Annotated in this window: 13 protein-coding genes; 5 read left to right on the top strand and 8 right to left on the bottom strand. The window is 52.8% G+C overall.

The genetic code is table 11. The features are described 5' to 3' along the window. Positions 1–600 precede the first annotated feature (600 nt). Positions 601–1,464 (top strand): HDOD domain-containing protein, encoded by an 864-nt coding sequence (locus JIN87_RS26910; RefSeq protein WP_200359633.1) that lies wholly within the window; start codon positions 601–603, stop codon positions 1,462–1,464. A gap of 14 nt (positions 1,465–1,478) precedes the next feature. On the opposite strand, the gene JIN87_RS26905 is transcribed toward JIN87_RS26910, so the two are convergent. Then, entirely contained in the window at positions 1,479–1,910 is a 432-nt protein-coding gene (locus JIN87_RS26905; RefSeq protein ID WP_200359631.1) for a Fur family transcriptional regulator, read from the bottom strand. Positions 1,911–2,084: 174 nt separating this feature from the next. Here JIN87_RS26905 and JIN87_RS26900 point away from each other — a divergent pair, with 174 nt between their 5' ends. The 4 genes from JIN87_RS26900 (at position 2,085) to JIN87_RS26885 (ending at position 8,617) form a co-directional block, all read left to right on the top strand. Continuing rightward, positions 2,085–3,209, top strand: coding sequence for a S1C family serine protease (locus JIN87_RS26900; RefSeq protein WP_200359629.1), 1,125 nt, complete (start codon positions 2,085–2,087; stop codon positions 3,207–3,209). A 237-nt stretch (positions 3,210–3,446) separates the two neighbouring features. Beyond that, a complete protein-coding gene (locus tag JIN87_RS26895) occupies positions 3,447–4,004 on the top strand; it encodes a hypothetical protein (RefSeq protein WP_200359627.1) in 558 nt (185 codons plus the stop codon). After that, on the top strand, positions 4,001–8,035 hold the full coding sequence (locus tag JIN87_RS26890) for a M12 family metallo-peptidase (protein WP_200359625.1): 4,035 nt from the start codon (positions 4,001–4,003) through the stop codon (positions 8,033–8,035). Before JIN87_RS26895 ends, JIN87_RS26890 begins: the two co-directional genes overlap by 4 nt. Before the next feature lie 75 nt (positions 8,036–8,110). Then, a complete protein-coding gene (locus tag JIN87_RS26885) occupies positions 8,111–8,617 on the top strand; it encodes a YbhB/YbcL family Raf kinase inhibitor-like protein (protein WP_200359623.1) in 507 nt (168 codons plus the stop codon). 40 nt (positions 8,618–8,657) lie between these two features. On the opposite strand, the gene JIN87_RS26880 is transcribed toward JIN87_RS26885, so the two are convergent. From JIN87_RS26880 to JIN87_RS26850, 7 genes are all read right to left on the bottom strand, one after another. Continuing rightward, the gene (locus tag JIN87_RS26880) at positions 8,658–9,044 is read right to left on the bottom strand and encodes a four helix bundle protein (protein ID WP_200359621.1); all 387 of its coding nucleotides are present in this window, start codon (positions 9,042–9,044) and stop codon (positions 8,658–8,660) included. A 118-nt stretch (positions 9,045–9,162) separates the two neighbouring features. Continuing rightward, complete coding sequence (locus tag JIN87_RS26875; RefSeq protein WP_200359619.1) at positions 9,163–9,600, bottom strand: VOC family protein; 438 nt, start codon at positions 9,598–9,600, stop codon at positions 9,163–9,165. Positions 9,601–9,711: 111 nt separating this feature from the next. Continuing rightward, entirely contained in the window at positions 9,712–10,956 is a 1,245-nt protein-coding gene (locus JIN87_RS26870) for an RNA polymerase sigma factor (protein ID WP_200359616.1), read from the bottom strand. Beyond that, positions 10,953–11,315 carry a YciI family protein gene (locus JIN87_RS26865; protein WP_200359614.1) on the bottom strand — a complete coding sequence of 121 codons (363 nt, stop codon included), beginning with the start codon at positions 11,313–11,315 and terminating at the stop codon, positions 10,953–10,955. The genes JIN87_RS26870 and JIN87_RS26865 overlap by 4 nt, the downstream gene beginning before the upstream one ends. A gap of 38 nt (positions 11,316–11,353) precedes the next feature. Beyond that, on the bottom strand, positions 11,354–11,716 hold the full coding sequence (locus JIN87_RS26860) for a YciI family protein (RefSeq protein WP_200359613.1): 363 nt from the start codon (positions 11,714–11,716) through the stop codon (positions 11,354–11,356). A gap of 230 nt (positions 11,717–11,946) precedes the next feature. Further along, positions 11,947–13,194 carry an acyltransferase family protein gene (locus tag JIN87_RS26855; protein ID WP_200359611.1) on the bottom strand — a complete coding sequence of 416 codons (1,248 nt, stop codon included), beginning with the start codon at positions 13,192–13,194 and terminating at the stop codon, positions 11,947–11,949. Between the two features lie 71 nt (positions 13,195–13,265). Next, positions 13,266–13,865: a CIA30 family protein gene (locus tag JIN87_RS26850; protein WP_200359608.1), complete on the bottom strand. Its 600-nt coding sequence runs from the start codon at positions 13,863–13,865 to the stop codon at positions 13,266–13,268. Positions 13,866–13,984 lie beyond the last annotated feature (119 nt).

Raw genomic sequence — 13,984 nt, 5'->3', positions numbered from 1 at the left:
GGCCGCTCCCACAATCAGTTAAATCCCCATGTGCAGCAGTTTCCAATGTCTTTGCGGATGTACCTTTTTTTGGGGTGCCTGGCAGGGGGGGGTAGCTAGGCTAAAGGCAAATTCAGTCCCGTCCCCAAAGGGGATGCGCACTAAGCAAGAACAGCGCTACTTGATCAAATCTTTTTGCGTGTTGTATAAGGTTGTTGGCAATGACGGAGCATTGCCCTCCTGGAATCGTTGTGTCCGCTGGGACAGGGGACGCTACCTTGGGTGTCTGTGCGGGGGAGCGCGTAGATGAATCCTTGTGCGGGAGGCGGGGAGATTGGGATAGGGATACGGGGGACATTTCCTTACCATTAATTGGGGCGCGCGAAGTGGAAGTGGCATTTCCCGAGAAATATAAGGGCTTGGGGTTGAAAAATTTGGATTATCTCTAACTTCGGGTGCGTGTTCGTCCGAAGTAGAAGGAACTCGGTATCAGTAACGCTTATCCAACTCTAACATGAATGCTCTCAGTTTGGCCTATGGTATGGCCTATCGAATCTTGCGTCGACGGTCTCGCCTTCGGGGCGTTTTCTTGGCGTTCGGACCGCTTGAGGGGATGGCTCAGTGACAAAGCAAGAGGTAGTCGATTTCTTGTCGGATGGGTTTACGTTGGCGAATTTGCCGGATTCGTTCATCCATCTTCGCCGTATCGCGAATGATCCGCATTCGGATATTGAGGATGTGGTGGCGGTGGCTCGGAAGGATCCTGAGTTGGCGGCAAGTTTGCTGCGATTGGCGAACTCTTCGGTTTACAACAACGGGGAGAGTGTCGGCAGCATAGAGGAGGCGGCCCAACTGCTGGGGATGCGTACGGTGGTGCAGTGCTCGCTGGCGTTGGGAATTCTGAAAAAGGTGACTGTGCCGGATGGGAGCTTTGATTTGCAGAGCTTTTGGCGTCGTAGCCTCACCGTCGCGACGCTGGCGGAGGCGGTTTACGAGCATGCCCCGAAATTGATCAAGACGATCGTAGATCCGAAGCTTTTGTATACGGCAGGCCTGTTGCACGACATCGGCTTGCTAGCTATGATTCAGGGCTTTCGCGACGAGATGGTGCGGGTGATAGATAGAGCTATCAGCTCCGAGACGCCGATTCATTTGGTGGAAGAGGAGGCGTTTGGCTTTTCGCATCAGGACACGGGGCGAATTCTCTTTAAAAAATGGAACTTGCCGGAAGAGCTGCAGTGCGTGGCAGGATACCATCACCATCCTTTGGGGCTGAAACGGAGGCTTTATTATCCGCTCGTCGACATCGTTTATGTGGCGGATTACATCTGTTGCGCGGGTGGGCCGGAGATGCCGGCGGCGTTTCGCCCCGCGCTGCTGGAGGATGTCTGGAATCGCTCGCGTTTGGACGTGAATTTGATCGGAACGTTTTCTGGCGAACTTGATCAGGCCTCGGACTCTGCGGAGGCGATTTTGAGCTGTTAGTCAGCTGCCTTTGGTTAGCGGCAATCGGAGCAGACTCCGTAAAGCTCGAGCACGTGGGTAACCTCTGTGTAGCCGAGCTTGTTGGCGATGGCTTCGAGTTTGGCGACTTCGCAGTGGTCGAGGCACTCTGCTTTGTGGCACTTCCGGCAGATGATGTGATGATGGTGGTGCTCGTGTTCGCCAAGGTTGAGTTCGAACAAGGACTTGCCAGCTTCGGTGGGGATGCGGGTCGCGATGCCTGCAGTCTCGAAGGTTTCTAGGTTTCGGTAGACAGTGACGAGATCGAAGCTGTCTGACCCCAATGCCGCATGAGCGTCCTCGGCGCTGAGCGGTTTATCGCTCGCGATAAGCTGGCGCAGGAGGGCCTTGCGAGGCTCGGTGATGCGGCAATTTGCTTCTTTGAGCGAGGAGATCGCGGTTTCGAATTGTTGTTCGGAGTCAGCCATTTTGCAGCGTGTGAGATTAGAGGAAGCGGATTGGGGCTCAAATAAAAAAAGGAGGTTTGGTAGGCGTGGCTTGCGGTGGAGGGTGGTTGTTTGGATCGAGTCTTGCTTTGGGGATGCCGCTGGGCGATTTTGGCTTCGTAACCAGAAATTCAACACATCGTATTGAGGGTTTTCATGTCGGATAATCGTAGTCCTTACCGTTTTGTTCTGCCTTTGGTCGTTTTTGCAGCGGCCATTTTCACTGTGACCTATTTGGCTCGGGTCGCGTTTGAAGACACAGGCGGGTCGTTGCAGGTGGATATGCCGGTTATTCCGGAAGCGGGCGAATTTCTGCAAAACGAGCGCAATACGATCGCTATTTTCCAGAAGGCGTCGCCAGCGGTGGTCTTTGTCTATAACATCCAGAAGCAGTTCGATCCGCGCTCCTGGAGCGTTTCGGAGGTGTCGCAAGGATCAGGATCCGGGTTTCTCTGGGATCGATCGGGGCATATCGTGACGAACTATCACGTGGTGGCTGGGGCGAGTCGTATCGCGGTGACTTTGATCGACGGGAAGACTTACGAGGCGGAGAAGATCGGGGAAGAGCCGAGCAAGGATCTGGCGGTTTTGAAGATCGATCTGGTGGGGACGAACGTGACCCCTTTGGGGGAGGTTATCGCGGACTCGTCTGACGTGATTGTGGGGCAAAAGAGCATTGCGATCGGAAATCCGTTTGGCTTGGACCATACGCTTACAGTGGGGACGATTTCGGCTTTGGGCCGTAGTATGGCTTCGATCGTGAAGGATGTGACGATTCGGGACATGATCCAGACTGATGCGGCGATCAATCCGGGAAACTCGGGCGGACCTTTGCTCGATAGCCATGGGCGTCTCATTGGGATGAATACGCTGATTCTTAGGAACTCGACGGGTATTGGCTTCGCGGTTCCTTCGAATACGATCAGTCGGATTGTTGGGCAGATTATCGAGTTTGGGGAGCCTGTGCGTTCTGGCATTGGGGTTACGATCGCGAGCGATTCCTTGATGAGGCGGTTTGGAATTCAAGGGCAGGGCATCATGCTCAAGGAAGTGCATTCGGGATCTCCTGCGGATGCGGCGGGACTGCGTGGAGTGGGAATTAGCCGCAATGGTCGAGTTGTATTGGGGGATGTGATACGCTCGATCGAGGGAGAGACGATTCGCACTGTAGACGACCTGTATCACGCTTTCGATGAACGGAGCGCGGGGGATGAGGTGGAGATCGTATTTTACCGGGACGGCAAGCTCTATACGGTGAAAATCGTACTAGCCCGCATCTAGACTTAAGGCGGTTGGGCCTTTTTCGCTGGTATCGGGGGGAGTGCAGTGGAGGAAATTGTTAGCGCTATGGTTGAAGGTCGTTTCGTTTGGCGCGATTGCCTACTTAGTTTTGTTGCAATAACTAGGCAATAGCGCCTTTTTTCGGATCAGGTGAGAGTTCTACTTGGGATTTCCTTAGCATGTTTGGTGTTGAGCGCGTTTTTACTGTTCGCGTTCAGGCGGAATGGTGAACCTGAGATGAATGAGAGGTCTGTTCCGAGCAAAGTGGATGAGCAGCTCACGGTATCCGAAACGAAGCAAGGAGAGTTGGTTGGAGCGGGGAGTGACTTGGCGGCAGTGACAACAGAGGCTGTCGTTCCTGCTGAGGCTGGTGAAGGAAGGGGGGCTGGTGAGTGGATCGCGGTTGAAACCTCTTCCGAGAGCCATGAGCATATTGTGGAAACGTGGAAGGGGCGGCTGGATCCTAAGATCGACGGGGCGTTGCTTGACGAATCGCGAGATGGAATTTTGCGTTTGCCGACTCCAAGGGGAGATTTTGTCGAACTGAAGATTGAGCGGCACACTTCGCATTCGCCAGCTAGAGGGACGTATCTTGGCACGGTGACAGGAGCGACGCATAGCAGGGTCGTCTTGAGTTATTCGAATGATGCTGTGGTCGGGAGTATTGTTAACTCGGATACGGGAGAAACTTGGAGTATCAGGGACGGGGGTGACGGGGAGCAGATCTTAGCGTTGGTGGATGTTAAGCAGCTTGGTGATTGTCGGGTATGTAGCCGAGGGGAGGTTGTTCAATGAAAGCTCGTTTCCAGATCACTTGGGCGATGTTTCTCGCCTGTCTTGGCTTTGCGGCGTCTTTTGCATGGTCCGCGGAAATCGATGTGCTGGCGGTCTATACGGATCCTGTTGGAAAGGAGCACAACGGGCAGGACGGTGTGGTTGCCTTGATGCAAGGGGCTGTTGATTCGGCTAATTTTTCGTTCGAGCGAAGTGAGATAGACCTGAGACTGCGTTTGGTAGGGGTCGAGCACACGGACTTGGTGCAAGACACTAGCGATATGAGTTTGGATCTCGCTCGGCTTGCGGAGCGCGATGGTGTCGCGGATGAGGTTTTGGATCTACGCGATGAGCTGGGAGCGGATCTGGTTTGTCTTGTACGTGAAGGAAGTGTCTTGGGAACGGATGGAGTTGCCTACCTGCTGGCTGATGAGAATGGGGATGAGGAGACCGGTTTTTTGGTCGTCAACTCATACTCTTTGGTAGTCACGCACCTGTTCGAGCATGAGGTTGGCCATACTTTGGGGGCAGCTCATGACCGCGAGAATTCTGCGAGCCCGGGCTTGTTTAGCTTTTCCTATGGTCATCGTTTTGACGTCCCGCCGTTCCAGTATCGGACGATTATGGCCTACGATCCGGGCGTGCCTATCGGTTATTTTTCGAATCCACAAATTAATTACGATGGCGTGGCGACCGGTGTGACTAGAGGGAGTTTCGGGGAGGCGGACAACGCGGAAACGTTCAGGCGAACCGCTCCCTATGTCAGTGGTTACTACCCGAGGCTGCCAATTAAGCCGATCGTATCGGTTCGAGATCAATATTTGTATACGGATCTTGATGACAATGGATCGGAGGCGGTGCGAGTGGAGCCGCATGTGGTTTTTCGAGGGGCTGAGGAGCTGACATGGTCTTGGACTTGGGAGGGCGGGCAATCAAACTCGAAGGTTCTGGAGGCGAATTTTCCAGTGGGCGAAACCACCGTTGACTTAGAGGTTAGCGGGGGAGGAGGGATGAGTAGCTCATACACGGTTGTTATCAACGTGAGTGAAGTTGCGTCTGTGGCCCAAATCGCGGGAGGAGGCAGGTATTCGTTGGCTTTGATGGATAACGGCCTTTTATACCTCGTTGGTGATCCGGCGGAACTGTTGAAAGGCGATTTTAGTAATCATAGCGGGGATCTGTATCCAATCGATGAGGACGTAACGTTTGCGGTGGCATCTAAAGTCGGGCACCCGTTTGATACTGCTTACGTTAAGGGGAATGGTGCACTTTGGGGCATCGGACGGATCGCTGAGGAGTACGGGATCGACGATGCGGAAGGAAGTGGATTGGGCAACCGTCTACTGATCGAGTCGGGCGTTTCCGAGATCGCTTTGGGAGATTACTTCGGACTCGTTTTGCGGACCGATGGTGCTTTGTTAGGATACGGAACGAATGAGTATGGGCAAATCGGACCGCTCGCGAGTTTTTCGGAGAGTTCTGTGTTTGGAGAGATCGGAGTAGGAGATGTGCTGTCCATCGCGGCTTCCGAAGACTCAAGCGCGTTTGTGAGAGAGGACGGCTCGCTTTGGGGGATGGGGCGGATTTTTAACTATGACGCTGGCAATGCCGTCATCAGCGATGCACCGGTCCGCTTAGTTGATTCGGGGATCGTGAAAGTCTCTGCTGGCAACCGACATTTCATGGCTTTGTCAGAAGAGGGCTCGGTTTATGTATCCGGTTGGAATGAATGGCAGCAGTTAGGTTTGGATTATGTGGAATGGGTTACTGGCTTCCAAAAGCTAGAAGGCGTGGTTGCGAAGGACATCCATTGTTCGGGATACCACAGTTTGGTTACGCTGATGGATGGCTCTGCTTTGCTTTGGGGGCATGTGCTCTCGGATCCCGGCAATGACTATCATGAGTATGAACGGACCTTGTTCCGGGGGAACGTGGTCTCGATCGAAATGCAAGGGGCTAATGTGATGGCTCTGAAGGACGATGGGTCGCTTTGGAAAATTGAACGATATTTCAGGCAGCATCCGCATTCAGGAGCACGAACTTTCCACTATGATACAATTCCCAAGCGGATACTTGAGCCGACTGTTGAGCCTGTGGCGAGTCCGCCTGTCGCGATCGCTGGAAACGACTTTACAGTCATCGGGGAGACATTGGGACCGAATGCGAAAGTGCTGCTCGACGGGAGTGCTTCCTATGACAACTGGAGCGTGCAACGTTGGACTTGGACGTGGGATGGCGGGAGCGCTTCGGGGCGAAGAGCTTCTATCGATTTACCAGAAGGCGAGACGACTGTTCGACTCGAGGTCGCTGACGACGAGGGAGTGACGGATGTCGATGAAGTTCTCGTACGTGTTGAGAAACCGGATACGGGGAAAGTCGTGGAAGCTGTGGACGGAGGATCGCTTCGTCTCTATCGAACAGAAAATGGTTTCTTTGCAGCTATGGGGCAGAACTGGAATCAGGTGTTTGAAGGCGTTCAAAATGGTGGCTGGGTGCATCTGCCTCGGATTTTGGATGATAGCGGGAATGTTGAGAAAATCGCGGGAGGGAGAGACTTCTTTTTGGTTCTGCGGAAAGATGGTTCTCTGTGGGCGAACGGGTCGCGTTACGAAGGGCAGCTCGGACCTAAGGCGGGTAATTGGAACAATTTCGTGCCGGTTGAGATGTTTAGCGAAGGGGTGCGAGCGATAGAGGCGGGTCGAGAACATACTCTGGTTGTGATGGATGACGGCTCCCTTCATGTGGCCGGTCGCAATCGAAATGGTCTCCTGGGAGCGGGAGAGGCGGAATGGATGTCTCGGCAGTTCGTACGAGTTTTAGATTCAGACGTGCTTCTCGCCCGTACGGGCTGGAATCACTCGTTGGCCCTGATGGAGGACGGAACCGTCTGGGGAATGGGAGCGAATGGCAGTGGCGCGATTAGGCCGGAAGAGGGCGGTGTGTTTTATCAGCCGGTGAAAATGGATGTGGAGGGAGTGATAGATGCGGCCTGTTCGAACCTGGCATCCTATCTACTCAAGGAAGATGGTTCGCTTTGGGTTGTGCAGAATGGTGGAATACGGAAATTGCTGAGTTTGATTCCGGATGAGTTCAGGGATTCGTTTTCGGAGCGATTGAGCCGCGGTATTCAAAAAATGGACTGTTACGGTACAGATCTGTTTCTGCTTTTAGGGGATGGCTCGCTGTGGAGAATTAGAGTGGATTCATTGGTTTGGACGAAATGGAAGGACAGTGTAGAGCAGCTATTTGCGAGTCGTGTCGTGGACTTTAGTCCTGAGGGGATCGTTGTTAGAGACGATGGCACTGTCTGGGGAACTGGATACGGTTGGGATGGCGTAGAGCACGAGGCGAGCAATTGGAGTGCTGAGTTGTCGGAAGGTTTTGTTGAGCAAGTGCCCTCGGCTGAGCCGGAGACGCTGGTGCCCGCTATCATAGCACCTCCTGGCGTTTCGATTGACTTCTCAGACGGGCGCGGCGTTTTGCCTCTAAGTGGGGCCTTCACTCGAGGAGAATGGAAGATTGCCTCTTGGACTTGGACGGTGGGTGGCATCGGTTATTCCGGACAGAATGTAGAACTGGAGTTGGAGCAAGGGAGTTACGCTATAACTTTGTCGGTTGAAGACTCGGAGGGCGTTTCGAAGACGGAGAGCGTCGAGGTGGAAGTCGTCGACCCTAGAGTATTCGAGGACTGGCTGAAGATATTCTGGAGGGAAGAAGAAATCGCGGCTCTAGGAGATGGTATAGAGGATTTGGATATGGATCATGACTCGCTCACTACTCGAGAAGAATGGAAGCTAAGGATGGATCCCACTGATTTTGATTCACGAATCGACGTAAAAAGTCGCGTGGAAGACGGAAAGCTGGAGTTGCGGGTTCGGAGGATTGATGGAACTGAGGGAGTGGGGTATTACCTGCTCAGCTCTGACGATGGTAAGGTTTGGGGGGAACCCGATTCCTGGAATTTGCAATTCGAAGATAAGTGGCTCATCTGGAGCGGCCTTGATCCGACGCTTCTGTATAAGTTCGAAGCGCGATCTGATTTTGGGATGTGATAGTTTTGGCCTCCCGGTTTGGAGCGAGAGGATTGATGTTGATGCTGGAGGGATCGAGTGTTGTCCTTTCATCCCATGAAAACCACTTTTACCTTACGCAGCGATGATTTGGGTGGGAACTTCACCCACGAGCAATTGGCTAATATTTTTGGATACGATGGGGGAAACGTGTCACCGCATCTTGCTTGGGAGAATGTGCCCGAAGGGACGAAGAGTTTCGCGATCTTCTGCCATGACCCTGATGCTCCGACTCCGAGTGGATTCTGGCATTGGGCGGTATTCGATATTCCAGCGGAAGTAACGGAGTTGCCGTCGGATGCAGGCAACCCGGAGAAAGGTCTCCTTCCTGAAAAAGCGTTTATGGCAGAAGTGGATACAGGGATGGCTGCCTATTGTGGACCGTGTCCGCCGCTTGGAGACTTTACCCATAGCTATATCTACACGGTTTACGCGCTTGATTGCGAAAGCCTAGGGGTAACAGCTCAAACGCCTCTCGCTCAATCTACCTTCATCGCGGTTACGCAGCACGAGTTGGCTCGGGCATCGATAATCAGCTACTACAAGCCGGAGAAGGGGGCGTAGTGTGAAGTTTTTAGTGTATAGTGTGTAGTGGTTAGTTTGTTTAAGCCTTCGAACGTTGTTTTGCTGTCCTGCTAATTGTGGTAAGGATGGCTACTATTTCCTCGGACTCAGTTCGAAGGTCCTGCGTTCTCTCAGAGCTTATCACTTCAGTGGCCATTAGGAGTCTGAGCCAGTAGTTGGTCTCGCGGGCCTCTTTGCACGCTATGTAGACCTTCGATGCGAAATCTGCTTTTGATTGTGCAGCCTGTGCCTCTTCTATGTTGGCTCCTATTGAAGTGCCCGAGCGGATGAGTTGATTTGCTAGGACTTTGTTGGAGGCATTGTATTCGCGTTCGAGATACCTGCATAGATTTACTATGCGAACCGCGAATCTGAATGATCTGGTTCTTATGTCGGCTTTTACTCTTTGTTGATCGATGGATTCCATGATCATCACGTTTCACACTTAACACTATACACTCGAGTTCTAGCTCTGCTGCACACATGAGAAGGCTCGGATCGACACGATGAAACACGTGAGGATCCGAACCTCGTAAATCGCGGGACTAAGCGAGAACTTCGTCTGCTTGATTGACGTAGGTTATGATTCCGAGGGTTGCTCCGCCGGGATCTTGGATGATGGCGATGCGCGGTCCGTCTTCGACTGGAACATCGAAAGGTGGTGCGATGACTTTTCCACCGAGATCGAAGATCTTCTCAACAGACTGGTCTACATTGTCTACTGTGAGATACGGCATCCATGCCGTAGGGGCGTTCGCTTGCTCGGGTGACTTGGCCAGAATGCCGCCTACCTTTTCCTCTCCGTTGACCAACACAGTGTATGTGTTGGTTGAGGTGTTGCCGTCTGCATCTTGGCAGGGCATCTCCATTTCCTCGGTTTTCCAACCGAAGATCTCTGTGTAGAAAGCTATCGCTTTGGCGGGGTTGTCTGTTGCGAGTTCGTTCCAGCCGAAGTCGCCGTGGTTGTATCCTAATTTTCCCATTATTATTCTTTGTTTTGGATTCAGGTTGCCGCTTGTTCGCGTCGGCGAACAGCGGTGTTCAACAAGAAGTCGAATGGGAAAGTCGTATTTCGACAGGCGATGTCGTTTTTTCTAAATTGAATCGAGACGTGCTTGGAGAAAGTTGCGTTCCGAATCGTTGGTACTGAGCTTCATGGCCTTCTGGTAGGACGAAGCGGCGGCCTTACTCTCTCCCATTCGTCGTAGTAGATCAGCTTTGCTGGCATGATACGGTTGGTAATCGGAGAGTTTCGATTCGAGTCTTTCTAGGTCACGCAGACTTTGTTCAATCGGCTGTATGTGGGAGTCTGCGACAATTTTGTTTAGAAGGACGACTTCGTTTGGCTGCAAATTATAGAGCTCTCGGTAGAGTTGTGATATTTGTATCCAGTCAGTGGATTTCCAATCACTTGCTTTGCAATGCGTACCGCTGATTGCGGCTTGGAGCTGATAGGGGCCAAGTGACTTTGCTTTGAGGGCGGCTTTCAGAACCTGATCCGCTTCGGCGATCTTTGACTGACCCCACTTGTTCCGGTCCTGGAGTTCAAGGGGCACGAAGTCACCGTTGCTATCGGTGCGAGACCGAGCTCTCGCATGATGAAAGAGCATGAGTGACAATAGACCTTGGGGCTCCGTTTCCTGAGGCGCTAGTTGGCATAGGATTCGAGCGAGGTGGATGGCTTCCTCGCTGAGTTCGTGCCGCAGAAGAGAAGTGCCGCTAGAGGAATAATAACCTTCGTTGAAGATGAAATAGATGACGGACAGAACTGCTTCCAATCGTTCAGGCCAAAGTTCTGGTGGTGGAACGCGATAAGGAATGCCAGCGAGCCGTATCTTTCGCTTCGCTCGAGTGAGGCGTTGAGCCATGGTTGATTCCTCAGTGAGGAAGGCTCGTGCGATTTCGCGTGTGGTTAAGCCACCTACAGCTCTCAGAGTGAGAGCCACGCAATTTATTTTGTCTAGAGCCGGGTGGCAGCAAGTAAATATCAGGCGCAAGCGTTCATCGGGAATGTCTGTATCCGGATTCTTGAGATCATCATCTTGCTCTAACTGATGAAGCAGTTCGATATGTTCCCGTTTCGATTCGAAGTTCTCACTCCGCCGGATTTGGTCGATGGCCTTGCGAAGAGCGGTGCGGTAGAGCCAGGATTGAGGTTTGGTAGGGATCCCTGTTTCAGCCCATTTCTTCCATCCGGTGAGAATCGCCTCCTGTAGGGAATCCTCTGCCAGCTGGAAGTCTCGTATCCGGTAAACGAGCGCAGATAGGGTTTGGCCCCAAGCATCGTGCACGGCGGCGTTGATGCTTGCATTGAATTTCGCTCTAGCGACGTCGCTCACTCGCCGCTAAGTTTCCAAATTGGACGCACCTCGATGGAGCCCCATTTGGCCCCAGGGACTTTAGCCGCCCATTCGAGTGCTTGATCGAGATTGTCGCAGTCCACGAGGTAGTAGCCAGCGAGTTGTTCCTTGGTTTCCGCGAAGGGACCGTCTGTTGTCTCGGTTTTTCCGTTGCGAACCCGCACCGTGGTAGCTGCGTCGGTGGTTTGCAGTGGATTGAGTCCGAGCACAACCCCGGCGTCGCGGGCTTCTTGAGTGAAGGAAATGTACTCGTTTAGAATTTCGGCGTTTTGCTCTTCGTTATCGGAGCGACCGGGATCGTTCTTTTCGTCAGCGTAGATCAAGAGGAGGTATTCCATGGGAGTGGTGAGTGTGGAGTGTGGAGTGTGAAGTGGAGTTAGGTGAGGTTCATTATGGGACGTACTTCGATTGATCCCCATTTGGCTCCAGGGATTTTAGCGGCCCACGTGAGCGCTTCATCCTGAGACTGGCAGTTCAGAAGGTAGTAGCCGGCTAGGTTTTCCTTCGTCTCCGCAAACGGACCGTCTACGGTTTCGGTTTTACCGTTACGGATACGAACCGTTGTTGCGGTTTCGATTGGTTGGAGTGGATTGGCTCCGAGTAGAATCCCGGCGGATTCTACCTCTTTTGTAAAGGCCATGTACTCGTCGAGGACCGTAGAGTGGCCGTCTTCATTGCTTGGGGTCTGGCACTCGACCGGGGTGGTCGCGTCTTCGTAAATCAGTAGCAGGTATTCCATAATCGTTCGTCTGTGCTTGGAGCTAGAGATTACTAGCTCACAATGGAGACGAACGGGATTCGATCAAATCGACAATGGGCTCTTTTTTTTGTGGTTCATCACGACTGAATTTCCTGTAGGGCTGGCGCTTGTCGCCATGCAGCGTTGCAGGTGAAAATATCAAAACTGACGCGGCGTGCCGCGAGCGGCAGCCCTACTGAATTGGCCGCTACCTTGAGGTTTTGTGAAGCCTATTGCTGGGAGGTGGCGGCAACGACGGATTGTTGCCCTTCGGAGTTTGAGGAAAACAGGACTCGCTTCTTTTTGCGGCCGTTGAGTGTTTTTCCTATGAATGTGGAGCGGACGAGTAGGTCGTACATCAAGAGCGATATGCCGATAGTGAGGGCCGAGATGCAGCCCAACTTGATGCTCCAGTGGAATTCAAGCTCGGCGAATGCGACTTGTAGCCAGACGACGATGGGAAGGTGGATCAAGTAAAGCCAGTAGGACGCATCAGCGATGTAGCGTACTGCTTTATTAGGTCGGTCGAGGAAGCGTTTGAAGAGTCCGATACAGAGGGCTACGAGCGTCCACATCATGAATGAGTAGCTGAGGCAGAAGGCTGCCTTAATGAATCCGTAGTATGGGTTTCCCGTGTCGGCTTGGTAGTCGGATAGGATGATTGTCGCTGCCGCACTGAGGATGAAGATCACGAATCGGCCAATGGTCAGACGAGAGAAGTTGCCGATAAGGGCAGGGGTGCGGTGCAGAACCCAGCCAAACGCAAAGAAGCCTCCGTAGATCAGGGTCGCCGGGATGTGAGGCGTTAGCGACAGGTCCGGTGTATCCATTCCCCACTGACTCATGAAATTGAGGGCGATTGCGGTTGGAATTGCGAGGGCCACGAATGCGAAGCGAGAAGTGGATAACCAATGGACGAGGGAGTCACCGGTCTTTTGAATGGCTTTTCTAAAGCGATCGGAGAAACGCATTGTTGAGCGGACAAGGAGGAAGAGGCTGGTAATGAGAAGCAGATAGTAGAGAAACCATAAGTGAGTTCCTACAAGAATGCCGCTGGGAAGCTCGCTGAGTGAGCCGAATCCGATGATCAGGCCATTTAGAATATTCACGTCGCCTCGAAGGCTCTCCGCTCCCATCGCCCAGCCGGATACGATCAAGGGACGTAGGATGAACCATCCGATCACGAAAGGAATCGCAATGCGGACGAAGCGAGACTTCAGAAAAGAACCAGACCCCCTTTTGTGAAAGGTCATGTGGCTGAAAAAGCCAGCGATCAGGAAAAAGAGCTCCATTCGGAATGAATGGCTAACCAAGATGAAGATCAGAACAAGCGGGCTTGTAGACACGTCCATGACCGCCCAACCGATATAGATGGGAACGAAGGAGAGGGCCGCGTGAAAAACGATTCCGAGAAGGAGCGCAAAGGCTCGGACTGCGTCGAGGTAGTCGAGGCGATTGGTAAGGGTTGTAGCGGTCATGGCGTGCGTTTGGTGCGTAGGTGTAAAATTTTATGGATACGTTTAGGCAACAACGGAGTGTTGCCCTCCTGTTAATAGAAGCTCACTTCGTCTAGTTCGAACTCGAAGGTGTCCTTCTGCATAGCGACGGCGACGATGCTGATGCTGTTGAGAGTTGCGGCGTTGAGTGGTGTTTGCTCGGACCAGGCACGTTTCATGGAATCGAATGGGATTTTGACCTCTTGAAAGTCATCGCCGGGCTTGCGGGTGACGATGGCGGCGTGGTAGTCGAAGTTTGTGATTTCAGTACTGTTGGCGGATACCGAAATCATGCCTTTGTTAATGCGGAGGCGAAGGCGAATCCCCTCATATGCGCTTGCGTCAACAGGAGCGCCCGCGGGATCGAGCAGAAGAATCGAACTTGCCCAACCGGGTTGGCCGCGGGGCGGGACGATCTCGCCCTTTGCGGTAAAAACGCCGTCTTTTACAGTCTGTTCGGTAGAGGTCTGCCCGCCGGCCATTGTATCGTTCATGAATTGGCGTGGGAGCCCGAGACTGTTGTTTTGAGCGTCGTTGAAGTCGTCGACGAGCGGTTCAACGGAGTCGGCGAATGCGACTCCGCTTGAAGCGAGAATGATGAGACCTGCGATTGAGCTGCGGAGGCTGTGTGCGATGTTCTTTAGAGAGTTCATAGTGTTTCTTTTTTTAGAAAGGTTGAGATTTGGATTTTAATTGTCTGTCGCTGGGTAAGTGCCTCGGGGGCTGGGGGAGGTGACAGGATTTTTTGTACTTTTTACGTAGCGCGGTGCTT

This window comes from Pelagicoccus mobilis (assembly GCF_016595505.1).
Classification (GTDB): Bacteria; Verrucomicrobiota; Verrucomicrobiia; order Opitutales; family Opitutaceae; genus Pelagicoccus; species Pelagicoccus mobilis.
This window is presented reverse-complemented; position numbering and strand designations above follow the sequence as displayed.

Bases quoted from the DNA above. Each gene is read 5' to 3' on its own strand.
- JIN87_RS26905 (WP_200359631.1), bottom strand. From the start codon at position 1,910: ATGGCTGACTCCGAACAACAATTCGAAACCGCGATCTCCTCGCTCAAA.
- JIN87_RS26900 (WP_200359629.1), top strand. From the start codon at position 2,085: ATGTCGGATAATCGTAGTCCTTACCGTTTTGTTCTGCCTTTGGTCGTT.
- JIN87_RS26895 (WP_200359627.1), top strand. From the start codon at position 3,447: ATGAATGAGAGGTCTGTTCCGAGCAAAGTGGATGAGCAGCTCACGGTA.
- JIN87_RS26890 (WP_200359625.1), top strand. From the start codon at position 4,001: ATGAAAGCTCGTTTCCAGATCACTTGGGCGATGTTTCTCGCCTGTCTT.
- JIN87_RS26885 (WP_200359623.1), top strand. From the start codon at position 8,111: ATGAAAACCACTTTTACCTTACGCAGCGATGATTTGGGTGGGAACTTC.
- JIN87_RS26880 (WP_200359621.1), bottom strand. From the start codon at position 9,044: ATGGAATCCATCGATCAACAAAGAGTAAAAGCCGACATAAGAACCAGA.
- JIN87_RS26875 (WP_200359619.1), bottom strand. From the start codon at position 9,600: ATGGGAAAATTAGGATACAACCACGGCGACTTCGGCTGGAACGAACTC.
- JIN87_RS26865 (WP_200359614.1), bottom strand. From the start codon at position 11,315: ATGGAATACCTCCTCTTGATCTACGCTGACGAAAAGAACGATCCCGGT.
- JIN87_RS26860 (WP_200359613.1), bottom strand. From the start codon at position 11,716: ATGGAATACCTGCTACTGATTTACGAAGACGCGACCACCCCGGTCGAG.
- JIN87_RS26855 (WP_200359611.1), bottom strand. From the start codon at position 13,194: ATGACCGCTACAACCCTTACCAATCGCCTCGACTACCTCGACGCAGTC.
- JIN87_RS26850 (WP_200359608.1), bottom strand. From the start codon at position 13,865: ATGAACTCTCTAAAGAACATCGCACACAGCCTCCGCAGCTCAATCGCA.